The sequence below is a fragment of the Mesorhizobium sp. M0587 genome (assembly GCF_040320945.1).
Classification (GTDB): domain Bacteria; phylum Pseudomonadota; class Alphaproteobacteria; order Rhizobiales; family Rhizobiaceae; genus Mesorhizobium.
In genome coordinates this window covers 17,765-37,997 of record NZ_JAMYQP010000036.1, presented here as the reverse complement: position 1 = coordinate 37,997, position 20,233 = coordinate 17,765, and the positions used below count along the sequence as shown (strand labels likewise).

The 20,233-nt window shown below is 63.6% G+C and carries 21 protein-coding genes; 9 read left to right on the top strand and 12 right to left on the bottom strand.

Annotated features, from left to right (window positions below; all coding sequences use genetic code 11):
• Positions 1-54: 54 nt before the first annotated feature.
• Positions 55-555: a (2Fe-2S)-binding protein gene (locus tag NKI49_RS26145; protein WP_352598020.1), complete on the bottom strand. Its 501-nt coding sequence runs from the start codon at positions 553-555 to the stop codon at positions 55-57.
• Between the two features lie 296 nt (positions 556-851).
• Here NKI49_RS26145 and NKI49_RS26140 point away from each other — a divergent pair, with 296 nt between their 5' ends.
• From NKI49_RS26140 to NKI49_RS26130, 3 genes are all read left to right on the top strand, one after another.
• Positions 852-1,988, top strand: a complete 1,137-nt coding sequence (locus NKI49_RS26140) for an FIST N-terminal domain-containing protein (protein WP_352598019.1) — start codon at positions 852-854, stop codon at positions 1,986-1,988.
• A gap of 14 nt (positions 1,989-2,002) precedes the next feature.
• Complete coding sequence (locus NKI49_RS26135) at positions 2,003-3,343, top strand: hybrid sensor histidine kinase/response regulator (RefSeq protein WP_352598018.1); 1,341 nt, start codon at positions 2,003-2,005, stop codon at positions 3,341-3,343.
• 70 nt (positions 3,344-3,413) lie between these two features.
• The gene (locus NKI49_RS26130; RefSeq protein ID WP_352598017.1) at positions 3,414-3,968 is read left to right on the top strand and encodes a GNAT family N-acetyltransferase; all 555 of its coding nucleotides are present in this window, start codon (positions 3,414-3,416) and stop codon (positions 3,966-3,968) included.
• Between the two features lie 343 nt (positions 3,969-4,311).
• On the opposite strand, the gene NKI49_RS26125 is transcribed toward NKI49_RS26130, so the two are convergent.
• The gene (locus NKI49_RS26125; RefSeq protein WP_352598016.1) at positions 4,312-4,995 is read right to left on the bottom strand and encodes a response regulator; all 684 of its coding nucleotides are present in this window, start codon (positions 4,993-4,995) and stop codon (positions 4,312-4,314) included.
• Between the two features lie 242 nt (positions 4,996-5,237).
• Here NKI49_RS26125 and NKI49_RS26120 point away from each other — a divergent pair, with 242 nt between their 5' ends.
• The 3 genes from NKI49_RS26120 (at position 5,238) to NKI49_RS26110 (ending at position 7,737) form a co-directional block, all read left to right on the top strand.
• On the top strand, positions 5,238-5,933 hold the full coding sequence (locus NKI49_RS26120) for a fumarylacetoacetate hydrolase family protein (protein WP_352598015.1): 696 nt from the start codon (positions 5,238-5,240) through the stop codon (positions 5,931-5,933).
• Between the two features lie 4 nt (positions 5,934-5,937).
• Entirely contained in the window at positions 5,938-6,588 is a 651-nt protein-coding gene (gene maiA / locus NKI49_RS26115; protein ID WP_352598014.1) for a maleylacetoacetate isomerase, read from the top strand.
• A gap of 108 nt (positions 6,589-6,696) precedes the next feature.
• Entirely contained in the window at positions 6,697-7,737 is a 1,041-nt protein-coding gene (locus NKI49_RS26110) for a zinc-dependent alcohol dehydrogenase family protein (protein WP_352598013.1), read from the top strand.
• Positions 7,738-7,751: 14 nt separating this feature from the next.
• On the opposite strand, the gene NKI49_RS26105 is transcribed toward NKI49_RS26110, so the two are convergent.
• The gene (locus NKI49_RS26105; protein WP_352598012.1) at positions 7,752-8,615 is read right to left on the bottom strand and encodes a DMT family transporter; all 864 of its coding nucleotides are present in this window, start codon (positions 8,613-8,615) and stop codon (positions 7,752-7,754) included.
• A gap of 106 nt (positions 8,616-8,721) precedes the next feature.
• Between NKI49_RS26105 and NKI49_RS26100 the strand changes: the two genes are divergently transcribed.
• Positions 8,722-10,125, top strand: a complete 1,404-nt coding sequence (locus tag NKI49_RS26100) for an aminotransferase-like domain-containing protein (protein WP_352598011.1) — start codon at positions 8,722-8,724, stop codon at positions 10,123-10,125.
• Between the two features lie 2 nt (positions 10,126-10,127).
• On the opposite strand, the gene NKI49_RS26095 is transcribed toward NKI49_RS26100, so the two are convergent.
• A complete protein-coding gene (locus NKI49_RS26095) occupies positions 10,128-11,012 on the bottom strand; it encodes a LysR family transcriptional regulator (RefSeq protein ID WP_352598060.1) in 885 nt (294 codons plus the stop codon).
• Between the two features lie 131 nt (positions 11,013-11,143).
• On the opposite strand from NKI49_RS26095, the gene NKI49_RS26090 reads away from it, so the two are divergent.
• A complete protein-coding gene (locus NKI49_RS26090; RefSeq protein WP_352598010.1) occupies positions 11,144-12,616 on the top strand; it encodes an MFS transporter in 1,473 nt (490 codons plus the stop codon).
• 36 nt (positions 12,617-12,652) lie between these two features.
• Here the strand turns inward: NKI49_RS26090 and NKI49_RS26085 are convergent, their stop codons facing one another.
• The 3 genes from NKI49_RS26085 to NKI49_RS26075 all read right to left on the bottom strand — a co-directional run bounded on the left by NKI49_RS26085 (position 12,653) and on the right by NKI49_RS26075 (position 15,148).
• Positions 12,653-13,150, bottom strand: coding sequence for a MaoC family dehydratase (locus NKI49_RS26085; RefSeq protein WP_352598009.1), 498 nt, complete (start codon positions 13,148-13,150; stop codon positions 12,653-12,655).
• Between the two features lie 194 nt (positions 13,151-13,344).
• Complete coding sequence (locus NKI49_RS26080) at positions 13,345-13,773, bottom strand: phasin family protein (RefSeq protein WP_352598008.1); 429 nt, start codon at positions 13,771-13,773, stop codon at positions 13,345-13,347.
• 79 nt (positions 13,774-13,852) lie between these two features.
• Positions 13,853-15,148: a DUF445 domain-containing protein gene (locus NKI49_RS26075; RefSeq protein WP_352598007.1), complete on the bottom strand. Its 1,296-nt coding sequence runs from the start codon at positions 15,146-15,148 to the stop codon at positions 13,853-13,855.
• A gap of 272 nt (positions 15,149-15,420) precedes the next feature.
• Here NKI49_RS26075 and rirA point away from each other — a divergent pair, with 272 nt between their 5' ends.
• A complete protein-coding gene (rirA, locus tag NKI49_RS26070) occupies positions 15,421-15,885 on the top strand; it encodes an iron-responsive transcriptional regulator RirA (RefSeq protein ID WP_352598006.1) in 465 nt (154 codons plus the stop codon).
• 61 nt (positions 15,886-15,946) lie between these two features.
• On the opposite strand, the gene NKI49_RS26065 is transcribed toward rirA, so the two are convergent.
• From NKI49_RS26065 to hemP, 5 genes are read right to left on the bottom strand one after another with little or no spacing between them, the layout of a single operon-like run.
• Positions 15,947-16,738 carry a heme ABC transporter ATP-binding protein gene (locus NKI49_RS26065; RefSeq protein ID WP_352598005.1) on the bottom strand — a complete coding sequence of 264 codons (792 nt, stop codon included), beginning with the start codon at positions 16,736-16,738 and terminating at the stop codon, positions 15,947-15,949.
• Between the two features lie 6 nt (positions 16,739-16,744).
• A complete protein-coding gene (locus NKI49_RS26060) occupies positions 16,745-17,845 on the bottom strand; it encodes a FecCD family ABC transporter permease (protein WP_352598004.1) in 1,101 nt (366 codons plus the stop codon).
• A gap of 5 nt (positions 17,846-17,850) precedes the next feature.
• Positions 17,851-18,759 carry a heme/hemin ABC transporter substrate-binding protein gene (locus NKI49_RS26055; protein WP_352598003.1) on the bottom strand — a complete coding sequence of 303 codons (909 nt, stop codon included), beginning with the start codon at positions 18,757-18,759 and terminating at the stop codon, positions 17,851-17,853.
• A 12-nt stretch (positions 18,760-18,771) separates the two neighbouring features.
• Positions 18,772-19,833: a hemin-degrading factor gene (locus NKI49_RS26050; protein WP_352598002.1), complete on the bottom strand. Its 1,062-nt coding sequence runs from the start codon at positions 19,831-19,833 to the stop codon at positions 18,772-18,774.
• Between the two features lie 22 nt (positions 19,834-19,855).
• Positions 19,856-20,062, bottom strand: a complete 207-nt coding sequence (gene hemP, locus NKI49_RS26045) for a hemin uptake protein HemP (RefSeq protein ID WP_352598001.1) — start codon at positions 20,060-20,062, stop codon at positions 19,856-19,858.
• Positions 20,063-20,233 lie beyond the last annotated feature (171 nt).

Sequence of the window (20,233 nt, the reverse complement as noted above, 5' to 3'; positions counted from 1 at the left end):
TGACTGTTGTTCCCTACGGCCTTTCTGCCCTACTCGCCTACTGCCTTCTCTATCTCACGCAGCCTGCTTCGCCTTGCCCTTCGCGCCCTTGGCCATCGTCTTCGATGCGGCAAGGATTGCCTTGACTATATTGTGATAGCCGGTGCAGCGGCAGATGTTGCCTTCGAGCTCGGCACGCACCGTCGCCTCGTCGAGGCCTCCGGGATGGCGGTTGATCATGTCGGTCGCCGCCATGATCATGCCCGGCGTGCAGAAGCCGCATTGCAGTCCATGATGTTCCTTGAACGCCGCTTGCATGGGGTGGAGATCGGCGCCGTTGGCCAGACCTTCAATCGTCACGATGGTCGAACCGGACGCCTGAACCGCAAGCATGGTGCAGGACTTGACCGCCTTGCCGTCGACATGGATCACGCAGGCACCGCATTGCGAGGTGTCGCATCCGACATGCGTGCCGGTCAGGCCGAGATTCTCCCGCAGGAAGTGAACCAGCAGCATTCGATCCTCGGCAACGCCGCTGACCCGCTTGCCGTTCACCATCAACGAAACGTCCGACATGGTCCCTCCCTGGGTATCACCTTGGTCATCACGCCGCCCGCGCGCCCATGGGCGCCTCGGCCATGTCTCATTCGTACACCGCACAATGCACAAAAAACAACACGGCGGAAAGTCGGATCATTGTACTTTCGGTCATGGCCAGGGCCAAAACGTGCATTCCCCGGTCCCATTGCCAAAACACAGATTGACGGCAACAATAGCCTCCGACGCCCGCGCGCTCGACGCGCATAAGAACGCGTCGGAGGAAACGCGGGAGAACGCCGCTGACCAGTTCACGGACGCGTTACGCATGCGGCTTGTCGGCGCTGACCACGGACGAGCCGGACCCGGATGTTTTCGCACGCGCGGTGGCCACCGAAGCCGCCGACATCGGCGCCGGTTTTGCGCTTCTGTTCTTTTCCCAGAGCCTCGTCGAGGCCGGCGCCCTTTCGCGGGCGCTCTCGACCCATGCGCCGGCACTCCACCATGTCGGGTGTTCGACAGCCGGCGAGATCACCCCGCAGGGTCTCGAAGAAGGTCATGTGCTGGCCATGCTGTTTCCCTCGGCCTCGTTCACCGCGGTCAGCACCATGGTCGACAGCCTCTCATCGTCGGGCATGGACAGGATAACCGGTGAGGTCGAGGCCTTGCGGCGCACGCTGCACGCCCGCGTCGGCACGGAGCGGACCGAGAACACTTTCGCGCTCTGCTTCATCGACGGGCTGTCCTACGCCGAGGAAGCGGTAAGCTCGGCCATCCACTGGGGCCTCGACGACATACCGCTGCTCGGCGGCTCGGCCGGCGACGATTTGAAATTCGAAACGACGCGCCTGATCTCCAATGGCAAGGTCACTTCCGACAGCGCCATTATCGTGCTGATCGCTACCGAAATCCCTTTCCACGTCTTCAAGACCGACAATTTCGTTCCGACCGACGAAAAGCTGGTGGTGACGGCGTCCGATCCCGACCACCGCATCGTGCGGGAGTTCAACGCCGTCAGCGCGGCGGAGGAGTATGCCGCGTCGGTCGGCATCGTCACGCAGGCCATGACGCCGCTGAGCTTCGCTTCGCATCCCATGGTGGTGAAGGTGGGCGGTGAGTACTACTGCCGCTCGATCCAGAAGATGCACACGGATGGCTCGCTGTCGTTCTTTTGCGCGATAGACGACGGTGTCGTGCTGTCGATCGCGCGGCCCAAGGATATGGTCGAATCGACACGGACGGCGCTGCGCGAAGTCGAGGAGAGGCTGGGCGGCATCGACATGATCCTCGGCTTCGACTGCGTGCTGCGCCGGCTGGACGCGCTCAACCGGCAAGTCTTTCGTGAGATTTCGGAGCTGTACAGGGTCAACAATGTCGTCGGCTTCGGCACCTATGGCGAACAATACCGGTCGATGCACCTGAACCAGACTTTTACCGGCATCGCCTTTGGCGACCGCCAGGCGGCGGAATAGGACGGCGAAACAAGATGCCGCTCAGGAACATAAACGACCTCGAAAAGCTGAAGAAGATCAACGCCGCTCTCATCAGCCGCGTCGAGCGGTCGATGGACCATCAAGTCAACGCCTTTTCGCTGTTCCAGACCGCGATTTCGCTCGAGAACCGGGTGCGCACGCGAACGGAGGAACTGCACGCGACCTTGCGGCGGCTTGAGCAGTCCAACGTCGATCTCAGCGCCGCCAAGGAGAATGCCGAGCTGGCGAACCTGTCCAAGACGAGGTTTCTCGCCGCCGCCAGTCACGACGTGCTGCAGCCGCTGAACGCGGCCCACCTTTCCGTCTCGGCGCTCGCCGAAGTGCAGACCAGCGACGAAGGCAGGAAGCTGGTGCGGCAGGTCGAGCGCTCGCTGGAAACGATGGAAGACCTGCTGCGTACGCTGCTCGATATTTCCAAGCTCGATGCCGGCGTGGTGCAACCCGACATAGGCGACGTCAGCCTGGAAGCGCTGTTCTCGTCGCTGCGTTCGGATTTTCAGCCGGTGGCGGAAATGAAGGGCCTGTTGCTGAAATTCCGGCCGGTAAACGCCGTGGTCCGCTCCGACCGGACACTGCTGCGCCGCATCCTCCAGAACATCCTCTCAAATGCGCTGGGCTATACCCGTTCGGGCGGCGTGTTGGTCGGCACCAGGCATCGCGGCGACACCATTCGCATCGATGTCGCCGATACCGGCTGCGGCATTCCCGACGACCAGCGCGAGGCGGTGTTCGAGGAATTCCATCGCGGCACCTTGCCGGCCAATGCCGAACTCGCCGGCGGCGGTCTGGGCCTCGGGCTGGCCATCGTGCGCCGCATCGCCGGCGCCCTCGGCCATCCCGTGACGTTTTCGTCCAAGGTAGGGCGCGGCACGATTTTCCATATCGACGTTCCTGTCGGCATCGGCGCGCCGGCCGACGCCATCGCCAGCGCCGCCAGCCTGGAGCGGCCGCGCGGCTACGGCCTGTTCGGCACCAAGGTGCTGCTGGTCGAGAACGATGCCGAGGTGCTGGAGGCGATGACCTTCCTGCTCGAACGCTGGCAATGCCTGGTGCGCGCCGCGACCTCGACCGACGATGCGCTGGGTATGCTCGGCGACACCGACTGGGTGCCCGACATCGTCATTGCCGACCAGCATCTCGACGGCGGCGATCTCGGCACCACCACCATCGCCGAGGTCCGCGACTATCTCGGCCGCGCCGTACCGGCGTTGATCGTCACCGCCGACGCATCCGAAGCCGTCGCCAAGGCGGCGCGGGCCGGCGGCATCGAACTGATGCGCAAGCCGCTGAAACCGGCACAACTGCGCGCCCTGCTGGCGCATTTGCTGGCTTAGGGGCCGGAATTACGCCGACTGTGTCTGCGCTGCAACCGAACCCGCTGGCGGCTGGCGGCGTTTGTGGTCGATGAGCTTTCGAGTCGAACCGCCTTCTCGACTGAATTGGCCGGCGCTCGTGGATCTGTTTTCGGCGAGCGGACCTGTCGGTCGTTGCTGGTGCATGTACGGAAGGATCGGCCCAGCCTACCGTAACCGGCCGCCCGATGAGAATCGGCGTGAATTTCAGCAAACGGCACTGTCCGGCGACATACCTCAGGGCCTTTTGGCCTTCGACGGACCAATGGCCGTCGGGTGGTGCCAAGTCACGCCCGTCGAAGCCGTGCCTTACCTGATGAGAAGGTGGCTCGGGGCCGAAGATCGCGGGCAAGAAACTTGGTTCATCTCCTGTTTTTATGTACGCAAGGGCTATCGCCGCCGTGGGATAACCCGGACGCTGATCGAGGCAAGCGTTGCTCACGCAAGACGACGTGGCGCGAAAGCGATCGAGGCGATGCCGCTCGACGGCGGCAAGTCGCCGAGCGCAACCGGTAGCGGATACGTGTCGACCTTCGAGAGAGCAGGTTTCCAAGCCGTCGCGCACCGCGATACGGCCCGCCCGCTGATGAGATTTTCGCTGTCGTAATGTTCAATCCCGAATTTCGGAATCTCGAATTTCGGTGACAGGAATTTCGAATTCGGAATTCGGTGACAGTGCACTTTTACCAGTGCGTTTTCTTTTGGGGGAAGGCAGGCGGCGAAACGAAAATAGTGCACTGTCACCGTAATTGCGTGAAATTGGGAAAACGAGGCAGGCGGCGAAACGGAAATAGTGCACTGTCACCGTAATTGCTGATGAGAAGGTGGTTCGGGAATTTCGGTGACAGTGCACTTCTAGAATACGGTGACAGTGCACTTTTACCTTCGACTACGATTACGGTGACAGCGCACTTTTACCTTGTTCGCCTGACCATCACCCGTGGGCAGGCTCAAAACCCGACCTGGTCGCGAAACAGCTCCGCATTGTCGAGCTTCGACACCTCGATCACCGCTTGCGTGCGGCTATAGACATTGAGCTTGCGCAGGATTTCGGACACATGCGCCTTGACCGTGGTCTCTCCCACCTGCAGCTCGTAAGCGATCTGCTTGTTGAGCAGGCCCTGGCGCAGCATCTGGAGCACGCGCAATTGTTGCGGCGTCAGCGTGGACAGGCGCTGGACCATGTCGGCTCGGTCGGTGCTTTCGGCGTCCGGAGGCCGGCCTTCGTAGGTTTCCGGAACGTAAACCGCCCCTTCCATCACCGAGCGGATGGCGGCGGCGAGATCGCTCTTGCGGGCCGATTTCGGGATGAAGCCGGCAGCACCGTAGGACAGCGCCTCGGAAATGATCCTCGGCTCCTCATAGCCCGACACGATCACCACCGGCAGGCGCGGATAGCGGGTCCTGAGCTGGAGCAGCCCGTCGAACCCGTGCACGTCGGGCATGCTGAGGTCGAGCAAGGCAAGGTCGAACGGCTTTGCGCCGGCGAGAAGATCAAGCGCCTCGCCGATCGAGCGCGCCTCCACAGTGTCGACCTCCGGATAGGCCATCTGCACGGCGCTGTGCAGCGCCTCGCGAAACAGCGGATGGTCGTCGATAATCAGGAACCGGGCGCGATCACTGGTTGCGCTCATGGCGTTCGCTCCGAAGCCCGTTTTCAATTTCCGGCACAGCGTAGTCCCGCGAGCGCGGCCGGATTATTGGCAAATAGTCTATCGCCGGTCGACAGCATGCATCGCTGCATAGGTAATGGGAACTCCGAATTTCTTAAACAGACGAGGCAACACCCGTGCTCTATGAAAATTCGACGCCTTGCCCGGCCCCCGAAATCGGCCGAAGCTACCGCCAGCATCCGATATCGAACGCAGAGACCGCCATGACCGCCTTCGTCCTCCCCGTCCCGCCGACGCCTTCGATCGCTGTCAGCGGCTCCGCCGAGCGTTTTGCCATGCGTCGCATCTTCTGTGTCGGTCGCAACTACGCGGCGCACGCGCGCGAATTCGGCAACGACGAGCGCGATCCGCCGTTCTTCTTCACCAAGCCGGCCGACGCGGTGGTCGATTCCGGCGCCGATATCCCCTACCCGCCGCTGACGGCCAATCTGCACCACGAAATCGAACTGGTCGCGGCGATCGGCAAGGCCGGCTTCCGTATCCCTCGCGACAAGGCGCTGGATCATGTCTGGGGTTATGCCGTCGGCATAGACCTCACCCGCCGCGACCTGCAGGACGAGGCCAAGAAGGCAGCCCGGCCCTGGGATTGGTCGAAGGCGTTCGACCGTTCCGCGCCTTGCGGCCCGCTGGTCCAGGCACTGAAGTCGGGCCATCCGCAAAAGGGCCGCATCTGGCTCGCCGTCGACGGCGAGGTCAAGCAGGATGCCGATCTGGCCGAGCTGATCTGGCCAATATCAGACATCGTCTCCATCTGCAGCGAGGGCATGGAACTGGAACCCGGCGACCTGATCTTCACCGGCACGCCGGCCGGTGTCGGCGCGGTCAGGCCGGGCGAGACAATAACCGGCGGCGTCGATGGCATCGGTACCATCGAAGTGACCATCGGCCAGCCGAGGTGACCGCGTGAGCGACATCGTCCTTCATAACTACTACCGCTCCTCCACCTCGTACCGGGTGCGGATCGCGCTGGAGATGAAGGGGCTGACATACGACTACGTCCCGCATCATCTGCGCCACGGCGACCATCTGGAGGCAGCCTATCTCGCGGTCAATCCGCAGGGACTGGTGCCGGCCCTTGTATGGAACGACGGCACGCTGCTGACGCAATCGCTGGCGATCATCGAATTCCTCGACGAGACCACACCGGAACCGCCGCTTCTGCCGAAGGACGCTGCCGGCCGGGCGCGCGTCAGGATGCTGGCGCAGATGATCGCCTGCGACATCCATCCGGTGAACAATCTGCGCGTGCTCACCTCGCTGCGCACCTTGTTCGGCGCCGGCGACCAGGACATCGCCAACTGGTTCCGCCACTGGGTCAACGAAGGCTTTCAGCCGCTTGAAAAAATTCTGGCCTCGTCGCCCAAGATCGGAAAATTCTGCCACGGCGACACGCCGGGGCTGGCCGACATCTGCCTGGCCGCGCAAGTCACCAGCAACGCCCGCTTCGGCGTCGACCTGACGCCCTACCCGACGATCGCAAGCATCAACGCCGCCTGCATGGCGCTGCCGGCCTTCCAAAGAGCTGCGCCGGAGAACCAGATCGATGCGGAGTAAGCCTTCATCTGCCGGCACATAGCCGGCATATCTGGCGGAATCGATTTCTCCTTGACCGGACAGGGAATCAGCTATCGTTTCCCGCAGCGCAGCAGGGTGGAGTTACCGATGAAAGCCGTCGTCTTCGAGAAATTCGGCGAAGCGCCGACCATCCAGACCGTTCCCGATCCGAAACCGGCTGCCGATGGCGTGGTCATCAAGGTCGAGGCGACCGGGCTGTGCCGCAGTGATTGGCATGGCTGGATGGGTCATGACGACAGCATCACACTGCCACATGTCCCCGGCCACGAACTGGCCGGCATCGTGGTCGCCGCCGGCAAGCGGGTCACCCGCTGGAAAGCCGGCGAGCGCGTCACCGTGCCGTTCGCCGTCGGTTGCGGCAACTGCTTCGAATGTACCTCCGGCAATCATCAGGTCTGCGAACACCAGACGCAGCCGGGTTTCACCGGCTGGGGCTCCTTCGCCGAATATGTCGCCATCGAGCATGCCGACACCAATCTCGTGCGCTTGCCCGACGAAATGGAATTCGCCACTGCCGCCAGCCTCGGCTGCCGTTTCGTCACCTCGTTTCGCGCCATCGTCGATCAGGGGCGCGTCACGCCCGGCGAATGGGTTGCCGTGCATGGCTGCGGCGGCGTCGGCCTGTCTGCGATCATGATCGCCAGTTCCATGGGCGCCAACGTCATCGCCATCGACCTCACCGACGAGAAGCTGGATTTCGCCAAAAAGATCGGCGCAGCCGCCACCATCAACGCCTCGACGACACCCAATGTGGTCAAGGCCGTGAAGCAGATCACCAATGGCGGCGCGCACATGTCGATGGACGCGCTCGGCCACCCCACCACCTCGTTCAACTCGATTGCGAACCTGCGCAGGCGCGGCCGCCACGTGCAGGTCGGCCTGATGCTGGGCGAGCACGCCAGGCCGCAAGTGCCGATGGACAAGGTCATTGCCTTCGAGCTCGAAATCCTCGGCAGCCACGGCATGCAGGCCTATCGCTACCAGGCGATGATGGACATGATCCGCAACGGCAAGCTCAAGCCCGAACTGCTCGTCGGCAAGAAGATCAGCCTCGATGAGGCGCCCGCGGCCTTGATGGTGATGGGCGGCTTCGAGGGCATCGGCATCGGTGTGGTGACGAAATTTTAGCAAGCGGCGGCACGTTACCGCGCGAACTTCTTCGCGCCGAACACGCACAGCACCACGCCGAGCGTAACGACCACCATTAGCGGGCTGACCTGCTCGTGCAGCAGCGTCGCCGCCAGCGCGAGGCCGAAGAAAGGCTGCAGCAGCTGCAACTGCCCCACCGCGGCGATGCCGCCTTGCGCCAGCCCGCGATACCAGAATACGAAGCCGATCAGCATGCTGAACAGCGAGACATAGGCAAGACCGATCCAGGCGCTGGAACCGACGCCGGCAAAGGATGGCGGTAGCGTCGCGAACGTCAGCACCAGCATGATCGGCAGCGACAGCACCAGCGCCCAGCAGATCACCTGCCAGCCGCCGAGCCTGCGTGACAGCGCAGCGCCCTCGGCGTAGCCCAGGCCGCAGGCAACGATGGCGGCCAGCATCAGACCGTCGCCCACCGGCGAGGCGGTCACGCCTTGCGCCAGGGCAAAGCCCGCGACGAGCGCGCTGCCCACGCACGAGAACAGCCAGAACGCCGGGCGAGGACGGTCGCCGCCGCGCAGCACGCCGAAAATCGCGGTCGCCAGGGGCAGCAGGCCGACGAAGATGATCGAGTGGGCGGTGGTGACGTGCTTCAGCGCAAGGGCGGTCAGCAAGGGGAAGCCGACAACCACGCCAAGTGCAACGATCACCAGCGACAGCAGATCCCCGCGCTGCGGACGCTTCTGCCGGAACAGGAGCAGCATTGCCAGACCAAGCAGGCCGGCGATAGCGGCTCGGGCCGATGTCAGGAACGTCGGATCGAAGTCCATCACCGCCACGCGAGTCGCCGGTAGCGAGCCGCTGAAAATCAACACCCCGATAAATCCATTCATCCAGCCGCTCGTGATCTTGTCCATTGCAGGCCCCATTTCTTTCGCCCTCTATCAGGCCGGCACATGTGGTGTAGCCAGAGACAATGAGGTACAATTTGGCAAAACTGTAATGGCGGATCGAGCAGTACGGATGATGGACCTCACCTTGGAAGCCGACGGTGCGCGCACTCTGGTCGAGGGTGTCATGGCGACCATCCGCCAGCGCATCGCCGCGCGCAGCCTGACGCCGGGGGCGCGACTGCCTTCGATCCGCGCCTTCGCCAAATCCATGCAGGTTTCCAAATCGACCGTGGTCGAAGCCTATGAGCGGCTCGCCGCCGAAGGCACGATCCGCTCACGACCCGGCTCGGGCTTTTATGCCGCCGGACCGCTGGCGCCGCTGTCGCTGGCCGAGATCGGCCCCCGTCTCGACCGTGAAGTCGACCCGCTCTGGGTCTCGCGCCAGTCGCTGGAAGCCGGCGGCGAGATGCTGAAACCCGGCTGTGGCTGGCTACCGGCATCGTGGATGCCGCAGGCAGGACTGCGAAGGGCGCTGCGCACCGCGGCTCGCGCCGACGACGCTGCGCTTGCCGACTACGGTACGCCGCTTGGGCTGCCGCCGCTGCGGCAACTCTTGGCGCGGCGCATGGCGCAGCACGGCATCGAAGTCTCCCCTGAACAGATAATGCTGACGGAATCGGGCACGCAGGCCATCGACCTCCTGTGCCGGTTCCTGATCGAACCCGGCGATACGGTTCTGGTCGACGACCCCTGCTATTTCAATTTCCACGCTCTGCTGCGCGCGCACCGGGCCAAGGTCGTCAGCGTTCCCTATACGCCGTCGGGGCCTGATCTGGACCTGTTCGCACAGGCGCTCGCCGAGCACCGGCCGCGCCTCTACATCACCAATTCCGCCATCCATAACCCGAGCGGCGCGATCCTGTCGCCGGTCACCGCGCACCGGCTGCTCAAACTCGCCGACCAATCGGATTTGACCATCGTCGAGGACGACATCTTCGCCGATTTCGAGCACGCCCCCGCCCCCAGGCTGGCGGCGTTCGATGGCCTCAGCCGGGTTGTTCATATCGGCAGCTTCTCCAAGACACTGTCGGCGTCGGTTCGCTGCGGTTTCATTGCCGCCCCCCATAATTGGATCGAGCGCCTGACCGACCTCAAGATCGCCACGACCTTCGGCGGCGGGCGACTGGCGGCCGAACTGGTGCTGACGCTCCTGAAGGACGGCAGCTACCGCAAGCACATGGATCTGCTGCGGGTGCGACTGGCGCGCGCCATGGGCGAGACGAGCACCCGCCTGAAGGCGATCGGCATCACACCCTGGATCGATCAGCCGGCCGGCCTGTTCCTGTGGTGCAGCCTGCCGGATGGCGTGGATGCGGCCGACGTCGCCCGCCGCGCCTTGGCCGAAAACATCGTGCTGGCGCCAGGCAATGCGTTCAGCCTGTCCCGGACAGCCAGCCGTTTCCTGCGCTTCAACGTTGCCCAGTGCGGAGACGAGCGGATTTTCAAGGTGCTAAAGGCGGCGATGGCGCGCTGACTTCAGCCACTTGCGCAGACCTCCCGCACGCAACCGCGCAGCCACCGCTGCGCCGGATCGGCATCGAGGCGCGGATGCCACAGCATGGAGATGGTGACCTCGACGGTGGCGACCGGCAGGGGGAATCTGTGCATGCCGGCGCGCGCGCTTTGCGTATGCCGCTCGGGCACGCTGGCGATCAGGTCCGAGGCGCTCGCCATGGCGAGCGCGGCCGAGAAACCGGAAACCATGCACGCGACGTTCCGTTGCAGGCCGAGCAGGTTCAGCGCCTCGTCGATCGGCCCCTTCTCGCGGCCCCGCCGCGAAACAGTGATGTGGCGGCCAGCGGCATAGCGCTCAGCGGTGACCACACCCCGGCTCAAAGGATGGCCGGCCCGAACCGCGCCGATGAAGCGGTCGCGAAACAGCGCCTGGATGCGCATTTCGGGTCCGGTTGCGCCAGCGACGCCGATTTCCAGGTCGATTGCCGCTTCACGCAGCGACATCACATCCTTGTCCGACTTCGGCGCAAAACGCAGTCGCACGCCGGGCGCATCGGCCTGAATACGGGTGACAAGGCGCGGCGCGAACTCCTCGACGAAACTGTCATTGGTCCGCAGCGTGAAGATCCTGTCCAGGCTCCTGAGATCGAGCAGGTCGGCAGGGCGCAGGAGCGCCTCCGCGTCCTGGACGACACGACCGACCTGCTGCCGCAACTCTTCCGCGCGTGGGGTGGGCACCAGGCCGCGACCGGCACGAACCAGCAGCGGGTCGCCGGTCGCTTCGCGCAGGCGCGCCAGCGTCCGGCTCATTGCCGAAGGGCTGAGGCGCAGCCGGCTGGCGGCGCGCGCCACGCTGCCTTCGGTCAGCAGGACGTCGAGGGCAAAAAGCAGATTGAGATCTGGCATCGGCGGACCATAGCACATGATATGACGCTTCATGCACGAATAACATGCAAATGCTGCGCCTTCCGCCATATCACCTCGGAGGTTAGATCTCCATCAGCTCCGTTTCTGGGGCTGATCGAAAGGAGATCGCAGTGGCAATCGCTGAGCACAATCGGGACGGGCGCGCACCGCCGCTACGGACCCAATCCGCCAGCTGGGCGCTGGCAAGCCTGTCGCTCGCCACGCTGCTGTCTTCGCTCGGAACCAGCATTGCCAGCGTCGCCCTGCCTTCGCTGATGCAGACGTTTTCGGCGTCGTTCCAGTCGGTGCAATGGGTAGTCCTCGCCTACCTGCTCGCCATCACCACATTGATCGTCAGCGCCGGACGGCTGGCCGACATGTTCGGGCGCCGGCCTTTGCTGCTTGGCGGCATCGCGCTGTTCACATCGGCATCGGTGCTCTGTGGCCTCGCACCGACGCTGTGGCTGCTGGTTGCGGCACGTGCCGTGCAAGGGCTTGGCGCGGCGCTGATGATGGCGCTGACGCTGGCCTTTGTCGCCGAAACCGTGGGCAAGGACCGGACCGGCAGCGCCATGGGCCTGCTCGGCGCCATGTCCGCGATCGGGACGACACTTGGACCCTCGCTCGGCGGGCTCCTGATCGCGGGCTTCGGCTGGCAAGCGATCTTCCTCGTCAATGTCCCCGTTGGCATGCTGACGTTCGCTCTCGCCTATCGTGCGTTGCCGGCGCGCAGCAACACAATGCAGGCCGCGCGGGGCGAATTCGACGCCATGGGCACCGTCCTGTTGGCCCTGACGCTGGCCGCTTACGCGCTGGCCATGACGCTTGGCAGGGGCAATTTCGGCGCACTCAATGTCGGCCTGCTGGTCGCGGCCGGCATCGGCGTGGTTCTGTTCGCCGTCGCGCAGACGAAAGTGAAGACGCCCCTGGTCAAGTTCGCCGGCTTCCGCGACCTGCGGCTGAGCGCCAGCCTGGCCATGAACCTCATCGTCGCAACCGTGATGATGGCGACCCTGGTGGTCGCGCCATTCTACCTGTCGCGCGGGCTCGGGCTCGATGCCGCAATGGTCGGTATCGTGCTGTCGGCCGGCCCGCTTGTCTCGACCCTGTCGGCGCTGCTGGCCGGACGGCTTGCCGATCGTTTCGGCGCGGGCAGAACGATGGTCGCCGGTCTGCTTGGCCTCTCCACCGGCACGTTCCTTCTGTCACTCGCCGTGACCAGACTTGGCATCACCAGCTATGTCGTTCCTATCGCCGTCACCTGCTTCGGCTACGCCCTGTTCCAGACCTCCAATAATGCCGCCGTGATGAGCGGTGTCGGTGCCGCCGAGCGCGGCGTCATATCAGGTCTTCTCAATCTGTCGCGCAATCTCGGCCTCATCACCGGCGCGTCATTGATGGGCACCATATTTGCCGCGGCGTCGATCGGGAAGAGCCTGGGTGTTGGCCAGCAACTCCTGAGCTCCGCGGCCGCCGCGCGGGGGATGCAGGTTACCTTTCAGACGGCAACGGCACTGACGTTGCTCGCTCTGTTGCTTGCGCTGCTCTCGGCCCGTGCCGAGTCCAGGCGGCAGAGATCGGCGGAACTGTCGCAAAACCTCTGACTCTGCGCGTATCAACCGGTCGTTGCGGATTGCCGCTCAGGCCCCTGCCCGTTTGCGGCGCTCATACAGCATGACCAGCGTTTCCGCCGTCAGCGCCGGTTTTTCCTCGCCTTCGATCTCGACGGTGTTGGCTGCCTTCATCAGATACTGGCCGGGGCCCCTGTCCTCCATGGAAAGCAGCGTGATGCGCAGCCTGATGCGCGCGCCGACCTTGACCGGGGCAAGGAAACGCACCTTGTCGAAACCATAGTTGAAGGCGGCTTGCGTGTTCTCGGGCACGATCCCCATGCCGAGCGCCAGGGCGCCGATGATCGACAGCGTCAGATAGCCATGCGCGATCGTGGTGCGAAAAGGGCTTTGCCGTCGCGCCCGCTCGGGATCGACATGGATCCATTGATGGTCGCCGGTGCATTCGGCGAACTGGTTGATACGATTCTGGTCGACCGTGGTCCATTCCGAGACGCCGAGCTCCCGCCCGGCCATCGCCCTCAACTCCTCGTAGGTCGGCGGCGTTTTAGGCCGTGCTTCGGTCATTCCTGGTTTCCCGATCGCTTTCAACGCTTCCGGACCACGAACTGGCCGCCCCTGTCAATTCGTCCCGCGCGATTCCGTTCCACCGAACGCGGCCTCGACCGCGCCACGCCTCCCAGCGCAGCGGCAGGTGAAATCGGGAATTTGCTGGCTCCACCAGCGACCGGCGCCGACAAGTCGGCCTCAGCCTTGAAACGTCACTTCTTGTTGTAGTCGGCGCGGATTTCCTCCATCGCCTCCTTGATGCGCGCGCGCAGGATGTCGATCGATTCGGTGCCGGATTTGCGGACCAGTTCAGCCACTTCGCCGGCGTTCTTCAAAGTTGCCTCGAAGGATTTCTTGGCAAACTCGGTCTGCCTGGCCATCAACTCCTGCGGATTGCCCGGCGCCCTGTAGCTTTGTGCCATGTCGGTGACCTCGCGCAGCGTGTCCTGCAGCATCTCGCGTTGCTTTGACAACAGCGAGGACGCGCCGGCCGCACTGGCGCGCGCAGATTTCTCAAGCGCTTCGAGATTCTTGCGATGATGGGCAAGGATCGCCTCGACGTCGACGTTCGGCACCTTCAGGTCGCGGCCGAACCGGCCGAACATGTCCATGAAGGAATCCGATTCCGGTTGCTTGGCCATGATCGTCTTCTCCCCTGTAGCCGTTTCGTGCTCCCGGACAAGAGAGTATCACTGCGGTGGTGCCTGTCCATTCGGCGTGTCACCCAGCAAGAAACAGCCGCTCGGCCATATAGAGCACGACGCCGGCAAGCCCACCGATGATCATCCCGTTGAACCGGATGTATTGCAGGTCCCTGCCGATGTTCATCTCGATCAGCCTCGTCAGCTGGGCCAGATCCCAGCGCTTGACCTGGTCGGCGATGAATTTCGACACACCGCTTTTCTGGCTCTCCACGAACGAAGCGAGCGCCACCACGAAGCCCTGGTTCATATCGGCCCTGATCTGCGCATCGCCGGCAAGATGCCGCCCCACCTCGACGAACATGTTGGCGAGATGCGCGCGGATCACCGAATTCGGTGCCTTTGCGTCCTGTTCGATGAACTGGCTGAGACTTGCCCACATATCGCCGGCCAGCGCCCTGACTTCGGGTCTGGCGAGGAAATCGCGCTTCATCGTCTCGGCGCGCTTGGCGTATTGCTTCGACGTCCGCAACCGCTCGACGAAGCCTCGCGCGAAATGGTCGAATTCGGCGCGCATGGGATGGTCGGGATCGGCCCTCACCTCGTCGAGCAGCGAGCCTGCCGAAGCGACGATCTTCTTCAGAAGATAGGCGTCGGCGCGAAACAGATTGAACAGCGACGGCAGTTCCTCGCGAATCTTCTCGCGCATCGTCGCCAACGCCTGTTCGTCATTGAGGAACCGCCCGATCACCTTGATGAACTCGTCGAACAGCTTCTGGTGGCGGCGATCGTCGGTGAGGGCCGACAGCAATTCGGCCGCCAGCGGCGCCAGCGGCACTTTATCGATCTGCTCGAGCATGCGGCGGGTGACGAAGCCGCGCAGGCCGGATTGCTCGACGGCGGCAAGCGTCTGCGGCACGAGCCGCACGACGAAACGCGACAGGTCGGCGGCACGCTCGGCGTCGGCCAGCCAGTCGGCGACCAGCGCCGAGAAATCGACCTCGGCGAGCTTTTCCCGAACCGGTTCCGGCGCCAGGAAATTGACCTCGATAAAGCGGCCGAGATTGTCGGCGATGCGGTTCTGGTTCTCCGGGATAATGGCGGTGTGCGGGATCGGCAGGCCGAGCGGCCGCTTGAACAATGCCACCACCGCATACCAGTCGGCCAGGCCGCCGATGGTCGCCGCCTCGGCAAAAGCCGCGACGAACCCAAGCCACGGATAAGTGCTCTCGAACGACTTGGCCAAGGCAAACACCAGCACGCAGAGCGCCAGTGCAGCCGTGGCGGTGAATTTTGTCCGTCGCAGCGCGGAAAGTTTGGCGTCCGCGTCGGCATCGAAACGGACAGGCGACAGGGACGTAGCCGATTGAGACATGGATGAGCCGCTCCTCGTCGATCCCAGCCTATTTAGTGGTTTGGCCGGTTAAATGCCCGTGACCGCGGTTTTGCCCTGCTCTTGCGCGGCTGCGCACATAAAGTTGACGAGAATGTTCATCTATGTGCCACGCTAGTCTGGAATTATTCCAAGGTATAGGCCATATTCGGCCGAAGCCAGCGTGGCGAATCCGAAATTTCGGGGCAAAGTCGCGCCAGCAAAGTTCAAGAATCTGGCGTGCTTTTGTCGCGCCGGCGCTTTGTGAGGACGAAATGCGGCTTACCCGCCAGACCAATTATGCCATGCGCATCCTGATGTATTGTGCTGCCAACAATGACCGGTTGAGCCGCATCCCCGAGATCGCGGCCGCCTATTCAGTGTCGGAGCTGTTCCTGTTCAAGATCCTGCAGCCGCTGGTCGAGAACGGGCTGATCGAGACCGTACGCGGCCGGAATGGCGGCGTACGGCTTGGCCGCGCCGCTGAATCCATCAGCCTCTTCGACGTCGTGCGCGTGACCGAGGAAAGCTTCGCCATGGCCGAATGCTTCGAGAACGATGCCGCCGAATGCCCGCTGGTCGACAGCTGCGCGCTGAACTCGGCATTGCGCGAAGCGCTGAATGCCTTCTTCGCCGTGCTTGCCCGCTACACCATCGCCGATCTCGTGGCGGCGCGCCCGAATGTGCGCAACCTGCTCGGCATCGACATGTTGGTGGAGCGCCGCGCCCCGGCTGCGTGATCACACCCTGATTATCGCTGGCGCAAGAACCCGTCATTTGCGGACCGGACTCACCTGAATATCAACTGACCGACGATTGCGGCAGCACGAACGGCATGTCGCCGGCCGGCAGCACGCCGACCTTCAGCCGGCAGTCGAACACTTTTTCGATCAGTTCATCGCTCAGCACGTCCCGCGGCGACCCGGTCGCGGCAAGCTGGCCTCGATGCATGACGAAGATCCGGTCGGCATACATCGCAGTGAGATTGAGGTCGTGCAGGATGGCAACCACGCCGCCGCCTCTCCTGGCGAAGTCGCGGGCGATGTTCATGATGATCAGCTGGTGCTTGATGTCGAGGCTGGAAACAGGCTCGTCAAGGAAGAGATAGCGAGGCTGGCCGTCGAGCACCGGCGCCCAGACCTGGCAGAGCACGCGGGCGAGTTGGACGCGCTGCTGCTCGCCGCCCGAAAGCTCCTGGTAGAACCGCCCGGCAAAGCCGTCGAGATCGACGCGGGACAGCGCCCGTTCCGGCAGCCGCGCATCCTCGCCCGGCAAGACGCCCGAGCGGCCGCCGACAAGGCCCAGCTTGACGATCTCGCGCACCGTGAACGGGAAGGACAGCGTCGTCGCCTGCGGCAGCACCGCTCGCAGGGTGGCAATCTCGACCGGCTTCATCGCCGAGAGGTTGCGGCGGTTGAGGGCGACGCGACCGGTGTAAGGGAGTTCACCCGACAATGCCTTCAGAAAGGTCGTCTTGCCGGAACCGTTGGGGCCGACGATGGCGGCAATCTCACCCGGTCGGGCGTAAAAATCGACACTGCTGACAATGCGCTTGCCGGCGATTGCCACCGAAACATCGCTTGCCTCGATCATCCAACCTCACAAATCGACGACGCCGCGCTTGCGCAGCAATATCCACAGGAAGAACGGCGCGCCGGCGATCGCGGTGACGATGCCGATCGGCAATTCGGCCGGCGCCACGATGGTGCGGGCAACGGCATCGGCCAGCAGCAGCAGCGTGGCGCCGAGCAATGCCGACGCCGGCAGCAGATGGCGATTGTCCGGACCGATCAGCAGGCGCAGCAGATGCGGCACGACGATGCCGACGAAACCGATGCCGCCGCTGACGGCGACTGACGCGCCGACCGCCGCCGAAACGCCGATAATGGCCGTGTATTTCAGCCGCTGCACCGGTATGCCGAGATGGCCGGCCGTCGCCTCGCCCAGCGCCAGCGCGTTGAGGCCGTGGGCCAAGAAAGGCATCGCGGCCAGCGCCAGAACGATGATCGGACCAACCGAGGCGATCTTGGCCCAGGTGGCACCGCCAAGCGATCCGAGCTGCCAGAACGTGAGATCGCGCAACTGGCGATCGTCCGCCATGAAAATGAGTATGCCGGTCAGCGCCATGGCAAGCGCCGCCAGCGCGATGCCAGCGAGCAGCATCGTGGCGACCGAGGTTTGCCCTCGCCGCGTGGCGACCTGATAGAGCACCAATGTCGTGGCAAGGCCGCCGCAGAAGGCGGCAAGCGGCAGTGCCAGCGTGCCGAGCAAAGCCGTCACCGGCGCCAGCATTGTCCCGCCGAGCACGATGACGGCCACCGCGCCGAGGCTGGCGCCGGCCGAAACGCCGATAAGGCCGGGATCGGCGAGCGGGTTGCGGAACAGCCCCTGCATGACAGCGCCGGAGACCGCGAGCGCGGCTCCGATCAGCATGCCCAGGATGACGCGCGGCAGCCTGATATCATAAACGATGAGATGATCCCGCGCGTTGACAGCGGCATCGTCTGGCGCGGCGCCGGATAGCCATGCGCGGAGGACGTTGACCGCGGAAGCGTCCGAGGCGCCCGACGTCAACGACAGAAACACCGCGGCTGCCAGCATGAGGACAGCGAGCCCGATGACAAGACGGGCGCGCCCGGAGCGGTCACCGTCGCCGGCCACTGTCCTGTCCGCCGGCGCGGCGATCGATTGATCGATCATGCCGCTCAGTCCGTGATCCGCGCGCCATAGAGCGAGACGGATAGATCATGGATGGCGTCGGCCGTGCGCGGTCCGAAGCCGAGCAGGTAACCACCATCCATGCGGATAAGTTTGCGCGCGACGCCGGCCGGTGTCGAGCCGATGGAAGCGTTCGAGAACAGCTCGTCATCCGAAATCGGCGGGCCGGCATTGTTCATCACCATGATGACGTCCGGCCTGGCGGTGACGATCGCTTCGTCGGACAGTTGCTTGTAGCCGGAAAAACCCTCGATGGCGTTGACGCCACCGGCCAGCCCGATGATGCCGTTCGCCGCGGTCTCGCTTCCGGCCGCCATGATCTTGCCGCCCTGCATGGAGAGAATGAACAGGACGCGTTTGCGATCCTTGATCGAGGCCGTCTGCTTCTCAGCCGCCTTCAGCTTGGAATCGATCTCGCTTGCCAGCGTCTCGGCCTTGGCGTCGGCGCCGATCGCCTTGCCGACGATACGGATCTTCTCGAGGATGCCCTCATGGCTATAGTGCTCGGGTACCTCGATGAACGGGATGCTCGTCTTCTTCAGCACGTCTACGGCCTCCTTGGGGCCACTCCCGTGAAGGGCCAGGATGCCGGTCGGACCGACTGACAGCACACCCTCCGGCGATAGCTGGCGCATGTAGCCGACATCAGGCAGATCGAGTGCGGCCTTCGGATAATTGCTGGTGGAATCGCGCGCTACCAGATGCTTCTCCTCGCCGAGCGCATAAACGATCTCGGTGATCGAACCGCCTATTGCCGCTATCTTCGAGGGGTCGGCAAAAACGGCCGCACCCTCGGTGGCGCCAGTTGGCTGCAGCGCGGCAAAGACCAGGGAAAACCCGAGCATCGGCCCAAAGGCCGGCCCTCGCACGCCCGGCAGTCCAGGGAAAAGACGCATTTGCAGTTCTCCTCAGGCTGCGGTCGGGCTTGGGATGCGCGGCAGGTTCTCGGCCAGAAACCGCCAGTCGTCGCGCTCGCTTTCGCCCTCATGGCGTTTGCCGAAGAACTGGATGATCATGTTGCCGTCGGCGTCATAGACTTCGAGCGAGGTGACATGACCATCCTTGGTCGGCTTGCGCACGGCCCAGACCTCATGGATGTGGTCGGTTCGCAGATGAAGATGGAAGGTCTCGTCCAGCACGTTGATCCACGGCCCCATAGGCTTGATGGACCTGATCGGGCCGGAGTGGATCTGGATGCAGCCACGATTGCCGACGAAGCACATGATCGGCATCTCGCCCTCGGCGGCGTGATGGAACATGGCCCGGACCGCGTCATTGTCGAGCAGCCAGGCATAGTCCTGGCCGACCATGCGCACCGCCTGGCGGCGGCTGAGCTTCAACGTCTTCAGCATACCGAAGAACTGGTGCACGTCGGTCAGCCGGCTCCAGCGGTCGCGCAGATCGTCGAGATTGGCGGAAGCGTCGGCTATTTCGGCTTCGTCATCGGATCCGCTGCCGGAAACGGCGACCGTCGGTTCCTGGTTCGGCGATTCCAGCGCCGCCACTAGCTTCTGATAGGCGTACAGGTTGGAGGCAGGCCGCAGATGCACCTTGTGCACGGCCTCGCCGGCCGCGTCGAAGAACTGTAAGCTGCGGCGGATCTCGTCGCCATCGCGTTTTTCCACCGCAAAACCATGCGCCCAAACCTTTGGGAAGATGCGCAGATCGATGTTTTCGCCAAGCACCATGGCGTTGTGGTTGCCGGTGACCACCTTGTCATAGATGCCGATCTTCTCGTGAACTGCGCTTTCATTGCGGGTCAGCGCCATCACCTCGCCGACAGCCTCGAGGCCGGTCAAAAGATCGTTGACACTCGGCTCGATGCGGACGACGCCGTCACCGCAATGCGCGGCGACCAGCTCGGCCTCGGAAATGCCGAGCTGGGCAGCCAGGTCACGCTCGCGCGTCTTCGGATTCTCTGTCCGTGCCCGCCGGATTTCATGCGGGGCGGGTTTTACGCGCTGGTCCATGTCTCGTCCTTGTCGCCTTGCCTTACTTGTTGAGAATGAGCTTGCCCTGACGGGTGATCTTCAGCCGGTAGAGCGCACCGTGATGCTCGATGCCGATCTCGTGCTCGCCCTGGAACAGGGTGTTGCTGGAGAGAGTTCGCACTGCCAGCGGGACCCGGTCGAAGCGAGCGGGGACATCGTCGGAACGGCGGACGCGATAGCGGAAGTCATTGGGATTGTGCGTGTTCATCTGGATCGATCCCTTTCCCGTGCCGGGTATCTGGCTAGGCGTTGCGTAATCCGATTCATTCTTGACTCGAATAATCATGTTTACTAGTCAGTGCAATACCGGATTAAAATGAGTCAAGATTTAAGACGCCGGATACGATCAAAAATGCCAGCCAGCCCCAAGCCAGCCCGC

What these genes read in the sequence shown, in the direction of transcription:
- NKI49_RS26145 (WP_352598020.1), bottom strand. Translation starts at nt 555, where the DNA reads ATGTCGGACGTTTCGTTGATGGTGAACGGCAAGCGGGTCAGCGGCGTT.
- NKI49_RS26135 (WP_352598018.1), top strand. Translation starts at nt 2,003, where the DNA reads ATGCCGCTCAGGAACATAAACGACCTCGAAAAGCTGAAGAAGATCAAC.
- NKI49_RS26130 (WP_352598017.1), top strand. Translation starts at nt 3,414, where the DNA reads ATGAGCTTTCGAGTCGAACCGCCTTCTCGACTGAATTGGCCGGCGCTC.
- NKI49_RS26125 (WP_352598016.1), bottom strand. Translation starts at nt 4,995, where the DNA reads ATGAGCGCAACCAGTGATCGCGCCCGGTTCCTGATTATCGACGACCAT.
- NKI49_RS26120 (WP_352598015.1), top strand. Translation starts at nt 5,238, where the DNA reads ATGACCGCCTTCGTCCTCCCCGTCCCGCCGACGCCTTCGATCGCTGTC.
- NKI49_RS26110 (WP_352598013.1), top strand. Translation starts at nt 6,697, where the DNA reads ATGAAAGCCGTCGTCTTCGAGAAATTCGGCGAAGCGCCGACCATCCAG.
- NKI49_RS26105 (WP_352598012.1), bottom strand. Translation starts at nt 8,615, where the DNA reads ATGGACAAGATCACGAGCGGCTGGATGAATGGATTTATCGGGGTGTTG.
- NKI49_RS26100 (WP_352598011.1), top strand. Translation starts at nt 8,722, where the DNA reads ATGATGGACCTCACCTTGGAAGCCGACGGTGCGCGCACTCTGGTCGAG.
- NKI49_RS26095 (WP_352598060.1), bottom strand. Translation starts at nt 11,012, where the DNA reads ATGCCAGATCTCAATCTGCTTTTTGCCCTCGACGTCCTGCTGACCGAA.
- NKI49_RS26085 (WP_352598009.1), bottom strand. Translation starts at nt 13,150, where the DNA reads ATGACCGAAGCACGGCCTAAAACGCCGCCGACCTACGAGGAGTTGAGG.
- NKI49_RS26080 (WP_352598008.1), bottom strand. Translation starts at nt 13,773, where the DNA reads ATGGCCAAGCAACCGGAATCGGATTCCTTCATGGACATGTTCGGCCGG.
- NKI49_RS26075 (WP_352598007.1), bottom strand. Translation starts at nt 15,148, where the DNA reads ATGTCTCAATCGGCTACGTCCCTGTCGCCTGTCCGTTTCGATGCCGAC.
- rirA (WP_352598006.1), top strand. Translation starts at nt 15,421, where the DNA reads ATGCGGCTTACCCGCCAGACCAATTATGCCATGCGCATCCTGATGTAT.
- NKI49_RS26065 (WP_352598005.1), bottom strand. Translation starts at nt 16,738, where the DNA reads ATGATCGAGGCAAGCGATGTTTCGGTGGCAATCGCCGGCAAGCGCATT.
- NKI49_RS26060 (WP_352598004.1), bottom strand. Translation starts at nt 17,845, where the DNA reads ATGATCGATCAATCGATCGCCGCGCCGGCGGACAGGACAGTGGCCGGC.
- NKI49_RS26055 (WP_352598003.1), bottom strand. Translation starts at nt 18,759, where the DNA reads ATGCGTCTTTTCCCTGGACTGCCGGGCGTGCGAGGGCCGGCCTTTGGG.
- NKI49_RS26050 (WP_352598002.1), bottom strand. Translation starts at nt 19,833, where the DNA reads ATGGACCAGCGCGTAAAACCCGCCCCGCATGAAATCCGGCGGGCACGG.
- hemP (WP_352598001.1), bottom strand. Translation starts at nt 20,062, where the DNA reads ATGAACACGCACAATCCCAATGACTTCCGCTATCGCGTCCGCCGTTCC.